The following is a 13,210-nucleotide window of genomic DNA, read 5'->3' on the forward strand; positions in this document are numbered from 1 at the left end:
TCTAAAACCCGTATCGACTGACTATTGCCTTTCTTTAGCGCGCAAGCGATTGGCGCGACAACCCGGCTGCGGTGTCTGTCCAGCGGCTGTACGCCCGACAGGAAAGGCCTAGCCGCGCGACGCCTCCAGCCGCTCGACCATCTTCACCAGTTCCGCCAGGGAACCGGCCTGCAGCTTGCGCATCAGGGCGGCGCGACGCACCTTGACGGTAATCTCGCTGACCCCCAGCTGGGCGGCGATCTGCTTGTTGAGCAGCCCGGTCACCACCCGCGCCAGCACCGCTCGCTCGCCGTCGTTGAGGGTGTCGAGGCGGCTCTGCAGGTCCTGCAACTGGCGGCGCTGGGCATGGGCCTCCTGCGCCTTGCACAGTGCCTGGTCGATGGCATCGAGCAGGTCCTGGTCGCGAAACGGCTTGGTGAGGAATTCCAGGGCGCCCTGCTTCATCGCCCGGACCGACATGGGGATGTCGCCATGGCCGGTGATGAAGATGATCGGCAGCGCCAGGCCGCGGCGCTGCAACTCCTGCTGCAGATCCAGGCCGTTCATGCCGGGCATGCGCACGTCCAGCACCAGGCAGCCCGGCGCGTCCAGCCGGGCCCGCTCGAGAAAGTCGGCGGCCGAGACATAGCTGCGGGTATCGAGCCCCACGGACGCCAGCAGGTCTTCCACGGCGGCGCGCACCGAGGCGTCGTCGTCCACCAGGTGGACCAGGGTGGGCTGGGTTTGGCCGGTCATGCTCGCTGAGGTCATGGTTGTGGATCCTTGGGCAGGCTGCAGTAGACCCCGGTGCCGCCCTCCGGCAACGAGGTGGCCCAGATCCGCCCGCCGTGGGCTTCGACGATGGAGCGACTCAGCGCCAGGCCCAGGCCCATGCCCTGCGCCTTGGTGGTGTAGAAAGCCTCGAACATCTGCTCGCGCGCCACCGGCGTCAAGCCACGACCGCTGTCTTCGACGCCGAGGCGGATGGCGCCGGCGGTATCCTGCCCCACCTGGATGACCACCCGCCGCTGTTCGGGCGGTATCCCTTCGAGGGCGTCCAGGGCGTTGAGCAGCAGATTGAGGATGACTTGCTGCAGCTGGCTTTCGTCGGCCAGCAGCGGCGGCAGGCCCTCCTGCAGGCGCACCTCCACGGCGACCTGGCGCTGGCTCAATTCGGCGCGGACGAAATCCAGCACCTTCTCCACGGTATCGGCGACGTTGAGCCAATCCTTGGCCACCTGCGCCTGGCGCACCAGACTGCGCACCCGGGCGATCACTGCGCTGGCGCGGTGGGCGTCGTCGATGACCCGTTGCGCGGCCTGCACGGCGCGCTCCACCTGCGGCGGCTGATTGCTCAACCAGCGCTGGCAGGCGTTGCCACTGGCGGCGATGGCGGTGAGCGGCTGATTCACCTCGTGGGCGATGGACGCGGCCAGTTCACCCAGCTGGCTTAGGCGCCCGGCCTGGACCAGACGCGTCCGGGCCGCATCGGCGGCGCGCTTGGCGGCCTCCAGGCGCAGCGACAGGGCGGCGACCGCGACGATGGCCAGCAGGCTGATGATGCAGTTGACCAGCCCCGCCTCCTGGTCGCCGCTGCGGGTAGCGACATAGCTGCAGAGCACCAGCAGCGTGCAGCCCAGGGCGGTGACCGTGACCCCGCGTGCGGACAGGAAGCCGGCCGCCAGAAGCACCACCACCACTTGGAAGACGCCGATGGCGATCTCCCGGTCGGTAAAGGTGTCCAGCAGGGCGATGCCCAGCGCCAGGGCGCAGAGGCCCCCTAGCCGCAGCCAGTGGGTGGTGGTGGCGAAGGGGCGTCGATCCATGGCCAGTTTCTCGTTCGTGGTCGCTCTTAACCTGGATTTTCCAGGCTGAACATATCGGCCGCCTGATCATAGGCGAAGAGCTCACCATAGCGCCCCCACTGGATGGCGCTGCCCAGGGTGCGGGCGGCGTCGGCTTCGTCCATGAAGTCCTCCAGTTCGTCGCGGAAGCGCCGCGCCGGCGCCGTGTGGCCCTGGCGATCGTCCAGCACCCGGCGGATATGGGCCACCAGCGGCACGAAGTTGAGCAACTGGCGGGCGAACAGCTGCTTGCGCACGTCCACCCCCGCCTCGACGTAGGCGCGCCCGGCCGGCAGCAGGCGCAGATCGCCGCCTTCGAGGACCGCCAGGCGCAGCAGTTGCAGCACCTCGGCCAGGGGAAAGAGTTCGTCCAGCGCATAGCCCAACCCGCCGGCCAGCTCCGGCAGGTCGGCGCGACCGTCGTAGGGCGCGGCCTGGACCGCCTCCAGCAGGCCGGCCAGGGCGTTCGTCGAGACCGTCGGCAGCCGCATGCCCAGGCCATTGCCGGGAACCCCTGCGTCGTGGGGTGCCGGGGTGGCCTCGCCAGTCATGCGCACATAGATCTCCTCCACCAGTTCGCGAAAGGCCGGATCGTGGCGATTGCGCGGCTGCGGCAGGTCGATGCGGATCTCGCTGGCGACGCGCCCGGGATTGCTGGAAAAGATCAGTACCCGATCGCAGAGCAGCACCGCCTCGGCGATGTTGTGGGTGACCATGAGGATCGAACGGATCGGCATGCGCCCCTCGACCCAGAGATCGAGCAGGTCGGTGCGCAGGGTCTCGGCGGTAAGCACGTCCAGCGCCGAGAAGGGTTCGTCCATCAGCAGCACGTCCGGGTGCACCACCAGGGCACGGGCCAGGCCGACGCGCTGGCGCATGCCGCCGGAAAGTTCCTTGGGATAGGCGCTTTCGAAGCCGTCCAGGCCGATCAGGTCGATGGCGGCCAGGGCGCGACGACGGCGCTCGTCCAGCGGCACGTGCAGGGCTTCCAGGCCGATCTCGACGTTCTGCAGCACGGTCAGCCAGGGAAACAGCGCGAAGCTCTGGAACACCATGCTGACCCGGGCACGCTGGCCGTCGTCCTTGGGCGGGAAGTCGACGGTGCCGCCGCTGGGGGTGAGCAGGCCGGCGATGGATCTGAGCAGGGTCGACTTGCCCGAGCCGGAGCGCCCCAGCAGGCCGACGATCTCGTTTTCGTGCAGGGTCAGGGAGACTTCGTCCAGCACGATCCGGGCCGGGCCGCCGGCGTTGCCATAGAGCTGGCGGACGTTCTGGACATCGATCAGGGGACGGGCATTCAGCGTGGTCAGGTTCATGGCGCTTCTCCTCTTAGTCGAGCCGCAGACGCCGCTCGGCGTAGGCATACAGGGGCCGCCAGAGCAGCCGGTTGAAACCGAGTACGAAGATCGACATCACCACGATGCCCAGGGCGACCCGCGGGAAATCGCCGGCGGTGGTCATCTGCGCGATGTAGGCGCCCAGGCCATGGGCCTGCAGGCGTTCATTGCCCCAGCTCACCACCTCGGCGACGATGCTGGCGTTCCAGGAGCCGCCCGCGGCGGTCAGGGCGCCGGTGACGTAGTAGGGAAAGATCGCCGGCAGGGCCAGCTGCCGCCACCACTGCCAGCGCTTGAGACCGAACAGCCGGGCCGCTTCGCGCAGGTCGTTGGGCAGCACGCTGGCGCCGGCGATGACGTTGAACAGGATGTACCACTGGGTGCCCAGCACCATCAGCGGCGACAGCCAGATGTCCGGATTGAGGTGGAAGCTGACGATGCCCACCACCGCCACCGGGAACAGCACGTTGGCCGGAAAGGCGGCGAGGAACTGGGCCACCGCCTGCAGACGCTGCGACCAGCCCGGGCGCAGGCCGATCCAGACGCCGATGGGCACCCAGATCAGGCTGGCGACGGCGATCAGCAGCAGCACCCGGGCCATGGTCAGCAGCCCCAGGCCGAGCACCGCGACCGCTTCCACCCAGTAGACGTCGGCGGCGATGAAGCGGTACAGCGCATAGACGCCATAGGGCAGCACCACCAGCAGCGCGCCGTACCAGAGCACGTCCAGCCCGCGCTGCAGCCAGGCGCGGCGGTGCGGCGCCAGGTGCCAGTGCGGCCATGCGCGGCGAATCCGCGGGGTGGCGAGCTGGGTGCAGAAGCTGCCGAAGCCGCCCAGCATGCGCCCCAGGCGCGCACGCCGGACCAGGTCGTAGACCCAGGAGCGCGGCACCTGCTGGCTGGCGGTTTGCTCGACGCGGAAACGATCGGCCCAGGCCACCACCGGGCGGAAGAACAGCTGGTCGTAGACCAGGATCACCAGGCCCATGGCCAGCACCGCCCAGCCGATGGCGGCGATGTCCTGCCGGGCGATGGCCAGCGCCAGCCAGGAGCCGATACCAGGCAGGTTGATGGTGTTGTCGCCCACGGTGATGGCTTCCGAGGCCACCACGAAGAACCAGCCGCCGGACATGGACATCATGGTGTTCCACACCAGGCCGGGGATGGCGAACGGCAGCTCGAGGCGAAAGAACCGGCGCCAGGGCGACAGCCCGAACTGGCGGCTCACCTGCTGCAGGTCCTCGGGCACGGTGCGCAGCGACTGGTAGAAGCCGAACGCCATGTTCCAGGCCTGGCTGGTGAAGATGGCGAAGATGGCCGCGCACTCGGCGCCCAGCTGGCGACCGGGAAAGAGCCCCAGGAAGAAACTCACGGTAAAGGTCAGGAAGCCGAGGATGGGCACCGACTGCAGGATGTCGATGGCCGGCAGGATCAGCAGCTCCGCCTTGCGACTCTTGGCCGCCAGGGTGGCGAAGACAAAGGTGAACAGCAGCGAGGCGCCCAGGGCGATGAACATGCGCAGGGTGGTGCGCAGGGCGTACTCGGGCAGTCGCGCCAGGTCGAGGGTCATGGGATCGGCGTCGAGCACGGCCAGGGGCGCGCGCATCTCGGCGACGCCATGCCAGATCAGCGCCAGGGCGATCAGCCCGAGGACGAGGCAGAGGGCATCGGCCCACAGGGAGGTGGGACGTTGCCGCAGCGAGCGCGGCGCCACGGCGGGGGTGTAGAGGCCAGGAAGGGTCTTCATGGCGTACCTCTTTGAATGGGGGCCTTGGGAGAGCGGCCGGCCCTGCCGCGCAGGGTTCGGACACCGGGCTAATCTAGGCGCGCCACCCTGTCCCAGCCATCGAAACGATGGACGTTTGGCTATACCAAGGTATATCCCGCCCTCGCCTGCTGCCCTGCGCGCCGGAGGACCTACCGGCGCGCAGGGCCAGAGCAGAAGCTTCATCTCGCTGTCATCGTCCCGACATCTGCCGCCGGCATTGTCTGCCCCCAATGAGATCGATCTCAAACGAGGCCGGCATGACCGATCTGAAACAGGTAGCGCAACAGGCGGGAGTCTCCCGGGCCACCGCGGCACGTGCCTTCGCCACCCCCGAGCAGGTGCGCGATAGCACCCGGCAGCGGGTGCTGGACGCCGCGCGCAGTCTCAATTTCCGCCCCAACCTGCTGGGCCGCCAGCTGCGCCAGCAGAGCACCCGGCTGATCGGCGTGGTGGTGCCGAGCCTGCTCAACCCGGTGTTCGCCGAACAGCTGCAGGCCATGGAGCGCACCGCGCGCAGCCAGGGCTATTCGCTGGTGATCGCCACCACCGACTACCAGCCGGAGCGCGAGGCGGCGGTGGTGGAGGAACTGCTGCGCCAGCGCGTCGCCGGTCTGGTGCTGACGGTGGCCGATGCCGACCGCAGCGAGGTGCTGGCCGAGCTGAGCCAGGAGCAGACGCCCTTCATCCTGGCCTATCACGAACCCCAGCGCCCCTATGCGGCGGTGGCGGTGGACAACCGCCAGGGCATGGCCATGGCCACCGAGCACCTGCTCGGCCTGGGACACAGCCGCATCGCCCTGGTCTCGGGGCCGGCCCAGCAATCGGATCGCAGCGAGCGCCGGTTCGCCGGCTATTGCCAGGCCATGGCCGCCGCCGGTCTGCCGACGCTGCCGCGCCTGGAACTGGCCAGTCACACCGACGCCGACTGGGCGGAGCTGGCGCCGCTACTGGAGCGCCACGCCCCGACCGCCCTGCTCTGCACCAACGATCTGCTGGCCATCAGCGTCATCGCCGAACTGCAGCGCCACGGGGTGCCCGTGCCCGCCGACCTCTCGGTGGTGGGCTTCGACGGCATCGCCATGGGCGCCCGCCTCGAACCCAGCCTGTGCAGCGTCATGCAGCCCTTGCAGAGCCTGGGCGCCGTGCTCGTCACCGAATTGCTGGCGCTGATCGCCGGCAGTGCCACCCACCAGCAGTGTCTGCCCTGCCTCGTCCGTCCCGGCACCAGTGCCGGCCCCTTGAAGGAGCCCTACCGATGAAATCACTCTTCCCCGTGCGTCGCCTCCTGGCCGGCCTGGTCCTGGCCTGTGGCCTGGCCAGCGCCCAGGCCGCCGAAACCGCCATCTGCTACAACTGCCCGCTGGAGTGGGCCGACTGGGGCGCCCAGCTCAAGGCCATCGCCGCCGACACCGGCATCGAAGTCCCCCAGGACAACAAGAATTCCGGCCAGTCGCTGGCCCAGTTGGTGGCCGAACGCGAAGCCCCGGTGGCCGACGTCGTCTACTACGGGGTGACCTTCGGCATCCAGGCCGACAAGGCCGGGGTGCTGCAGCCCTACCAGCCCAAGCACTGGGACCAGGTCCCGGCCGGCCTCAAGGCCCCCAAGGGTGAATGGACCGCCATCCATTCCGGCACGCTCGGCTTCATGGTCAATACCCAGGCCCTGGGCGGCAAGCCGGTGCCGCAGCGCTGGGCCGATCTGCTCAAGCCCGAGTACCGCGGCCTGGTGGGCTACCTGGATCCGTCCAGCGCCTTCGTCGGTTACGTCACCGCAGTGGCGCTCAACCAGGCCCTGGGCGGCAACCTCGACGACTTCGGCCCGGCCATGGCCTTCTTCAAAAAGCTGGCCGCCAACGATCCCATCGTGCCCAAGCAGACCGCCTATGCCCGCCTGCTCTCCGGCGAGATCCCGATCCTGGTCGACTACGACTTCAACGCCTACCGCGCCCGCTACAAGGACAACGCCCCGGTGGCCTTCGTCATTCCCCAGGAAGGCAGCCTGACGGTGCCCTACACCATGAGCCTGGTGAAGGGCGCGCCGCATCGCGCCAATGGCGAGAAGGTGCTGGACTACGTGCTCTCGGACAAGGGCCAGGCGCTCTGGGCCCAGGCCTATCTGCGCCCGGTGCGGGACGTGCCGTTGCCGGCCGAGGTGAAGGCGCGCTTCCTGCCCGACGCCGACTATGCCCGCGCCGGCACCGTCGACTACGGTCACATGGCAGCGGTCCAGGAAGCCTTCGCCAAGCGTTATCAGGCCGAGGTGCGCTGAGATGCAGGGCCTCGCCGTCTCCCTCGGGCGCCGCCGGGTGCCGCGCCGGCTGCCCTGGCCGGTGCTCGTCGCCCTGGCACCGGCGAGCGCCTTTCTGCTGGCCTTCTGGCTGCTGCCGCTGGCGCAGCTGCTGGTACTCGGCGCCCATCCGGACGCTGCCGGCCGCTCCGGCTACTGGCAGGTGCTGACCAGCGCCGGCTATCTGTCCGGACTCGCCCAGACGGTGGCCCTGGCCGCCGTCACCACCCTGGCCACCCTGCTGGTGGCCGGCATCGCCGGCTGCTTCCTGGCGCGGCATGCCTTCGTCGGGCGCAGCCTGCTGGTGGCCCTGCTGACCTTTCCGCTGGCCTTTCCGGGCGTGGTGGTGGGCTTCCTGATCATCCTGCTGGGCGGCCGCCAGGGGCTGTTCGCCGGTCTCGGCCGCAGCCTGGTCGGCGAGCCCTGGGTGTTCGCCTATTCGCTGTTCGGGCTGTTTCTCGGCTATCTCTATTTCTCCATCCCGCGGGTGATCCTCACGGTGATGGCGGCTTGCGAGACCCTCGACACCAGCCTGGAAGAAGCCGCCCGCTCCCTGGGCGCTGGGCTCTTCGCCGTGGTGCGCGATGTGCTGATCCCGGGCCTGACCCCGGCGCTGCTGTCCAGCGGCGCCCTGTGCTTCGCCACCGCGATGGGCGCCTTCGGCACCGCCTTCACCCTCGGCACGCGGCTGGCGGTGACGCCCATCGCCATCTACGACACCTTCACCAACTTCGCCAATTTCGGCGTGGCCGCGGCGCTCTCGGTGGTGCTCGGCCTCGTCACCTGGCTGGTCCTGCTGCTGGCGCGGCGCCTCGGCGGCGTCCAGGGAGACCTGCGATGAATCGACCCCTGCGCTTCTGGCTGCAACTGCTGTTCACTCTTCTGGTGGCGGCCTTCCTGCTGGTGCCGGTGCTGCTCTCGATACTGGCCGGCCTCACCCGCAACTACTTCCAGGGCCTCGCCAGCGGCCTCACCCTCGACTGGGTGATCCAGGTCTGGCAGGCCTATGCCCCCACCGTCTGGCTGTCGCTGCAACTGGCGCTGGGCACGGCGGCCCTCGCAGTCGTACTCGGCGTCCCGGCGGCCTATGCCCTGGTGCGTCTGGACAACCGTTTCGCCCGCGCCTTCGAGGAATTGCTGGTGTTGCCGGTGGCCATGCCCGGCTTCGCCTCGGCGCTGGCGCTGCTGCTGACCTACGGTCACCTCGGCGGCTTTCGCCACAGCCCGGCGATCATCCTGGTGGGCCACCTGCTGTTCACCCTGCCTTTCCTGATCCGCCCGGTGATGGCGGTGCTCAGACGCAGCCAGCTGCCGCTGCTGGAGGAAGCCGCCGCCAGCCTTGGCGCCGGTCCCTGGCGGCGCTTCTTCGGCGTGGTGGTACCCAATGCCCGCGCCGGCATCCTGGCCGGCAGCCTCATGGTGATCACCCTGTCGCTGGGTGAATTCAACCTCACCTGGATGCTGCACACGCCCCTGACCAAGACCCTGCCGGTGGGCCTGGCCGACAGCTACGCCTCGGCGCGGCTGGAGGTGGGTTCCGCCTACACCCTGATCTTCCTCTTGCTGATCGTGCCGCTGCTGGTCGCCCTCCAGGCCCTCAGCGCCCGTCTCTCCCGTGGAGCCCTGCGATGACCCAAGGTACCGCCGTCCGCCTGCGCCACTGCGCCAAGACCTTTGCCGGAGGCCGCCAGGTGCTGCAGCCCCTGGACCTCGACATCCACCCGGGCGAGACCCTGGTGTTCCTCGGCCCGTCCGGCTGTGGCAAGACCACCACCCTGCGCCTGATCGCCGGCCTGGAGCAGCCCGATGCCGGTGGCCAGGTGCTGTTCGACGACCGCGACGTCACTGGCCTGCCCATCGAGCGCCGCGACGTCGGCATGGTGTTCCAGAACTACGCCCTGTTTCCTAACCTGGACGTGGCCGGCAACATCGCCTACGGCCTGAAGATCCGTGGCCTGCCGCGCGCCGAGCGCGATGCCCGGGTCGCCGAGCTGCTGGCCATGATGCATCTCGAGCCCCTGGCCGAGCGGCGCATCCAGCAGCTGTCCGGCGGCCAGCGCCAGCGCGTGGCCCTGGCTCGGGCCCTGGCGCCGCGCCCCCGGGTGCTGCTGTTCGACGAACCCCTGGCGGCGCTGGACGCCCAGCTGCGCGAGCAGTTGCGGGCCGACATCGGCGCCCTGCTGCGCGAACTCGGCACCACTGCGGTTTACGTCACCCACGACCAGCAGGAAGCCCTGGCCCTGGGCGATCGCATCGTGGTGATGGGCGAAGGCCGCATCGCCCAGATCGGCACCCCGACGCAGATCTACCAGCGCCCGGCCAGTCGCTTCGTCGCCGGTTTCGTCGGCCAGCTCAACCGCTTCGAGGTGCGCGCCCACAGCGGCTCCGAGGTGGCGGTCGCTGGCGGGCGGCTGCCCTGGACCGGCGCGGCCAGCACCCTGTTCTGTCGTCCGGAGCACCTGGAGCCGAGCGCGACGCCCGCGCACCTCACCGGCATCCTGGTCGGGCAATTCTTCCAGGGCGCCCATTCGCGGCTGCTGGTGGAGGTGGGCACCGGCCAGCCGCTGCTGGTGGACACCGCCCAGCCCCTGCAGGCGCAACCGGGCGACCTGCTGCACCTGAACGTGCGCCCCGACGCCCTCTTCACCCTGGTTTCCTGACTGGAGACACTAATGCACGCGCCCTTCCTGCTGGCCCAGCTCAGCGACCTGCACATCAAGGCCGGCGGCCGGCTGTCCTACGGGGTGGTCGATACCCTCGGCGCCCTGCGCCTGGCGGTGGACCGCCTCAACGCCCTGCAACCGCGCCCGGATGCCCTGGTCATCACCGGGGACCTGGTGGACTTCGGCACCCCCGAGGAATACGCCACCCTGCGCGAGGTGCTGGCCGAGCTGGCCATGCCCTTCTTCGTCATCCCCGGCAATCACGACGACCGCGCCGCCCTGCGCGCCGCCTTCGCCGATCACCCCTATCTGCCGGCCCAGGGCACCCTGGACTGGCAGCAGGACTGCGGCCCGCTGCGGCTGATCGGCCTGGATACCCATATCCCCGGCGAGCACGGGGGGCGTCTCGACGCCAGGCAACTGGCCTGGCTCGACGACCAGCTCGCCCAGGCACCCGACCAGCCGACCCTGGTGCTCCTGCATCACCCGCCGTTCCCGGTCGGCATCGGCCATATGGATCGCATCGGCCTGGCCGGCGGTGCCGAACTGGAAGCCGTGATCCGCCGCCATCCCCAGGTGGAACGCCTGCTCTGCGGTCACCTGCACCGGCTGATCCAGCGCCGCTTCGGCGGCACCCTGGCCTGCGTCTGCCCTGGCGTGTCGCACCAGGTCGACCTGGACCTGCGCGAGGCGGCGCCCTCGCGCTTCCGCCTGGAGCCGCCGGGCCTGCTGCTGCATCGCTGGGCGGACGAGGCGCTGGTGACCCACCATCTGCCGCTGGGCAACTATCCCGGGCCCTATCCCTTCTTCGCCGCCGACGGCCAGTTGCTGGACTGACGCCGCCCCGTTTCGGGTCCTGGGGTAGCAAGGCGGCGGCAACTGCGACCCAGGCTGGTGCAAAAGGTAACGCCGGCGCCGGACCGCCCTGACCCGCGGCCCAGCGCTGGCAAGCATTTGGTTCCCTGGCATGGGCCTTGCCTTAGCAGATTGGATACAAAAATCCAGGAAGCCAGCCCATGCCGCTCTCCGCCCTTTCCCGCTCCACCGCCCTGAGCGCCGAAGAAGAGGCCTATCGCCATCTGCTGCAGGCCATCTGCGCCGGGCACTATCGCAATGGCGAACGCCTGATCGCCGAGGACATCGCCACCACCCTGGGCATGAGTCGCATGCCGGTGCGCAGCGCCTTCCAGCGCCTCGCCGCCGAAGGCCTGGTGATCCTCCGGCCGCACCGCGGCGCGGTGGTCAGCGGCCTGGACCTGGACGACATGCGCGAGGTGTTCGAGATGCGCAGCGCCCTCGAAGGCCTGGCCATCCGCCTGGCCACGCCCCATGTCGGCCCCCGCGAGATGACGCGCCTGGAGCGGCTGCTGGAAGACCTGGACGACGAGCAGGAACCCGGCGCCTGGGTCGCCCAGCACCGCGCCTTCCATGAATACCTGTGCAGCCTGGCCGGCCGGCCGCGGTTGCTGCGCCAGATCAACGGCCTCTATGCCCTGATCGAGCCGCACATGCAGCTCTGGCTGCACGCCGACCGGCCCCAGTCGGCCCGCGACGAACACGCGCCCATCCTCGCCGCACTGCGCGCCGGCGATGCCGCCGAGGCCGAGCGGGTGCTGCGCGAGCACATCGAGGGCACGGTGCCCGACCTGCTGACCTTTATCGAACGATCGGGCGACCAGACCCGAAGTGCGCCCCCGCGCTGAGCCATCCGCCCTGCCCACCCCCGTCCTTCCGGAGAAGACCATGACCCGCCACCGGCTTTCCTGCAGTCTGCTCGCCCTGACCCTCGCTGCCGGCTTCACCCAGGCCGCTCCCCAGATCCCCGAGCGCCTGGCCAAGGCCTCCAAGATCACCTATTGCGGCGCCCTCGATACCCCGCCGATCGGCTTCTTCGACGAAGCCCAGAAGCCCAAGGGCCTCACCGTCGACCTCGGCGCCGAGATCGCCAAGCGCCTCGGCGACAAGAAGGCCGACTGGCGCGTAGTGCCCTTCTCGGGCCTGATCCCGGCGCTGCTGGCCGGTCAGTGCGACCTGCTGATCGACCAGCTGTTCGACAAGCCCGAGCGCCGCCAGGTGATCGACATCGTCAACTACATGTACTCCAGCCAGGCGGTGGTGGTGCCGGCCGGCAACAAGGCCGGCATCCATACCCTGGATGACCTCACCGGCAAGAAGGTGGCGGTGCTCAACGGCTCCACCATTCGCACCCTGCTCGACGCCCACAACGAAGAACTGAAGAAGGCCGGCAAGGCGCCCATGAAGCTGGTGGCCTACAACAGCGACACCGATGCCTTCCAGGCGCTGCGCCTGGGCCAGACCGACGCCTACGGCACCACGGTGGAAACCGCCGCCTACTACCAGGGCGTGGCGCCCGGCCAATTCGAGACCGGCGTGCCGGCCTTCGCCCGCATCCTCACCGGGATCGGCGTGCGCAAGGACGATAGCCAGCTCAGCGCCGCCCTCACCCAGATCCTCGCCGACATGAAGGCCGATGGCAGCTACGCCGCCCTCATGGCCAAGTGGCACCTGGAAGGCGACAAGCTCGATTAAGGGACGGTCACGATGAACTTCAGCTGGGATGTGTTCTGGCAGTACCTGCTGCACCCGAGCGACGTCTACCTCTACGGCCTCGGGCTGACCTGCGTCATCGCCGTCGGCGCCATGCTGCTGGGTTGCGCGCTCGGCCTGCTGGCGGCGCTGGCACGGCTGTCGCGCTACCGGGCGCTGCAATACCCGGTGCGCTTCTATGTCTGGCTGATGCGTGGCACGCCGCTGCTGGTGCAGATCGTCTTCCTCTACACGGCCCTGGCGGCCGGCGGCATCTTCCGCTTCGAGGACCTGGACCTGGGTTTCCTGGTGATCCCGGGCAACATCCAGGCGGCCATCATCGCCCTGGGTCTCAACGAAGGCGCCTACATGGCCGAGATCATCCGCGCCGGCATCGGTGCGGTGGATCGCGGCCAGTACGAGGCGGCGCGCTCCCTTGGCATGACGCCGGCCAAGCTGATGCGGCGCATCGTGCTGCCCCAGGCGCTGCGGGTGATCATTCCGCCGCTCGGCAACGAGTTCAACGTGATGCTCAAGAACACCACCCTGGTCAGCGTCATCGGGGTGCAGGAGCTGCTGCTCAGCACCCAGATGATCACCTCGGCGACCTTTCGCGTCTTCGAGCTGTACCTGGTGGTGGCCATCTACTTCCTGGTCCTGACCACCCTCTGGGGCTTCTTCCAGGCCTGGCTGGAGCGGCGCTTCGGCAAGGCCGACGGTCACAGGCCCACCGCCACCGGCCGGCTGTTCAGCCTGCAGGGCTTCAAACTACGGGGACGCTAGCC

Annotated in this window: 13 protein-coding genes; 9 read left to right on the forward strand and 4 right to left on the reverse strand. The window is 69.2% G+C overall.

Translation table 11 applies throughout. The annotated features are described in order from the left end of the window. Positions 1-108 precede the first annotated feature (108 nt). The 4 genes from PSK12I2_RS0118845 to PSK12I2_RS0118860 are packed head-to-tail and all read right to left on the reverse strand — an operon-like array spanning position 109 to position 4,907. Positions 109-750 carry a response regulator transcription factor gene (locus PSK12I2_RS0118845; RefSeq protein WP_027599598.1) on the reverse strand — a complete coding sequence of 214 codons (642 nt, stop codon included), beginning with the start codon at positions 748-750 and terminating at the stop codon, positions 109-111. Then, on the reverse strand, positions 747-1,805 hold the full coding sequence (locus PSK12I2_RS0118850; protein WP_037007847.1) for a sensor histidine kinase: 1,059 nt from the start codon (positions 1,803-1,805) through the stop codon (positions 747-749). Before PSK12I2_RS0118850 ends, PSK12I2_RS0118845 begins: the two co-directional genes overlap by 4 nt. A gap of 26 nt (positions 1,806-1,831) precedes the next feature. Next, positions 1,832-3,139, reverse strand: a complete 1,308-nt coding sequence (locus PSK12I2_RS0118855) for an AAA-associated domain-containing protein (RefSeq protein ID WP_027599600.1) — start codon at positions 3,137-3,139, stop codon at positions 1,832-1,834. A 13-nt stretch (positions 3,140-3,152) separates the two neighbouring features. Beyond that, positions 3,153-4,907: an ABC transporter permease subunit gene (locus PSK12I2_RS0118860; RefSeq protein WP_027599601.1), complete on the reverse strand. Its 1,755-nt coding sequence runs from the start codon at positions 4,905-4,907 to the stop codon at positions 3,153-3,155. A 278-nt stretch (positions 4,908-5,185) separates the two neighbouring features. On the opposite strand from PSK12I2_RS0118860, the gene PSK12I2_RS0118865 reads away from it, so the two are divergent. The 9 genes from PSK12I2_RS0118865 to PSK12I2_RS0118905 all read left to right on the forward strand — a co-directional run bounded on the left by PSK12I2_RS0118865 (position 5,186) and on the right by PSK12I2_RS0118905 (position 13,208). After that, positions 5,186-6,187, forward strand: a complete 1,002-nt coding sequence (locus PSK12I2_RS0118865; protein WP_027599602.1) for a substrate-binding domain-containing protein — start codon at positions 5,186-5,188, stop codon at positions 6,185-6,187. Beyond that, positions 6,184-7,197: an ABC transporter substrate-binding protein gene (locus PSK12I2_RS0118870; protein WP_027599603.1), complete on the forward strand. Its 1,014-nt coding sequence runs from the start codon at positions 6,184-6,186 to the stop codon at positions 7,195-7,197. The genes PSK12I2_RS0118865 and PSK12I2_RS0118870 overlap by 4 nt, the downstream gene beginning before the upstream one ends. Position 7,198: 1 nt before the next feature. After that, entirely contained in the window at positions 7,199-8,056 is an 858-nt protein-coding gene (locus tag PSK12I2_RS0118875; RefSeq protein ID WP_027599604.1) for an ABC transporter permease, read from the forward strand. Beyond that, positions 8,053-8,847: an ABC transporter permease gene (locus tag PSK12I2_RS0118880; RefSeq protein ID WP_027599605.1), complete on the forward strand. Its 795-nt coding sequence runs from the start codon at positions 8,053-8,055 to the stop codon at positions 8,845-8,847. Before PSK12I2_RS0118875 ends, PSK12I2_RS0118880 begins: the two co-directional genes overlap by 4 nt. After that, entirely contained in the window at positions 8,844-9,875 is a 1,032-nt protein-coding gene (locus PSK12I2_RS0118885) for an ABC transporter ATP-binding protein (RefSeq protein ID WP_027599606.1), read from the forward strand. The genes PSK12I2_RS0118880 and PSK12I2_RS0118885 overlap by 4 nt, the downstream gene beginning before the upstream one ends. A 12-nt stretch (positions 9,876-9,887) precedes the next feature. Further along, the gene (locus tag PSK12I2_RS0118890; protein ID WP_027599607.1) at positions 9,888-10,715 is read left to right on the forward strand and encodes a phosphodiesterase; all 828 of its coding nucleotides are present in this window, start codon (positions 9,888-9,890) and stop codon (positions 10,713-10,715) included. A gap of 179 nt (positions 10,716-10,894) precedes the next feature. Continuing rightward, entirely contained in the window at positions 10,895-11,581 is a 687-nt protein-coding gene (locus PSK12I2_RS0118895) for a GntR family transcriptional regulator (RefSeq protein WP_027599608.1), read from the forward strand. A 40-nt stretch (positions 11,582-11,621) separates the two neighbouring features. After that, the gene (locus PSK12I2_RS0118900; protein WP_027599609.1) at positions 11,622-12,428 is read left to right on the forward strand and encodes an ABC transporter substrate-binding protein; all 807 of its coding nucleotides are present in this window, start codon (positions 11,622-11,624) and stop codon (positions 12,426-12,428) included. Positions 12,429-12,440: 12 nt separating this feature from the next. Continuing rightward, positions 12,441-13,208, forward strand: coding sequence for an amino acid ABC transporter permease (locus tag PSK12I2_RS0118905; RefSeq protein ID WP_007158607.1), 768 nt, complete (start codon positions 12,441-12,443; stop codon positions 13,206-13,208). The last annotated feature ends 2 nt before the right edge of the window (positions 13,209-13,210 follow it).

Source organism: Pseudomonas sp. MOIL14HWK12:I2 (assembly GCF_000510745.1).
GTDB lineage: Bacteria > Pseudomonadota > Gammaproteobacteria > Pseudomonadales > Pseudomonadaceae > Chryseomonas > Chryseomonas oryzihabitans.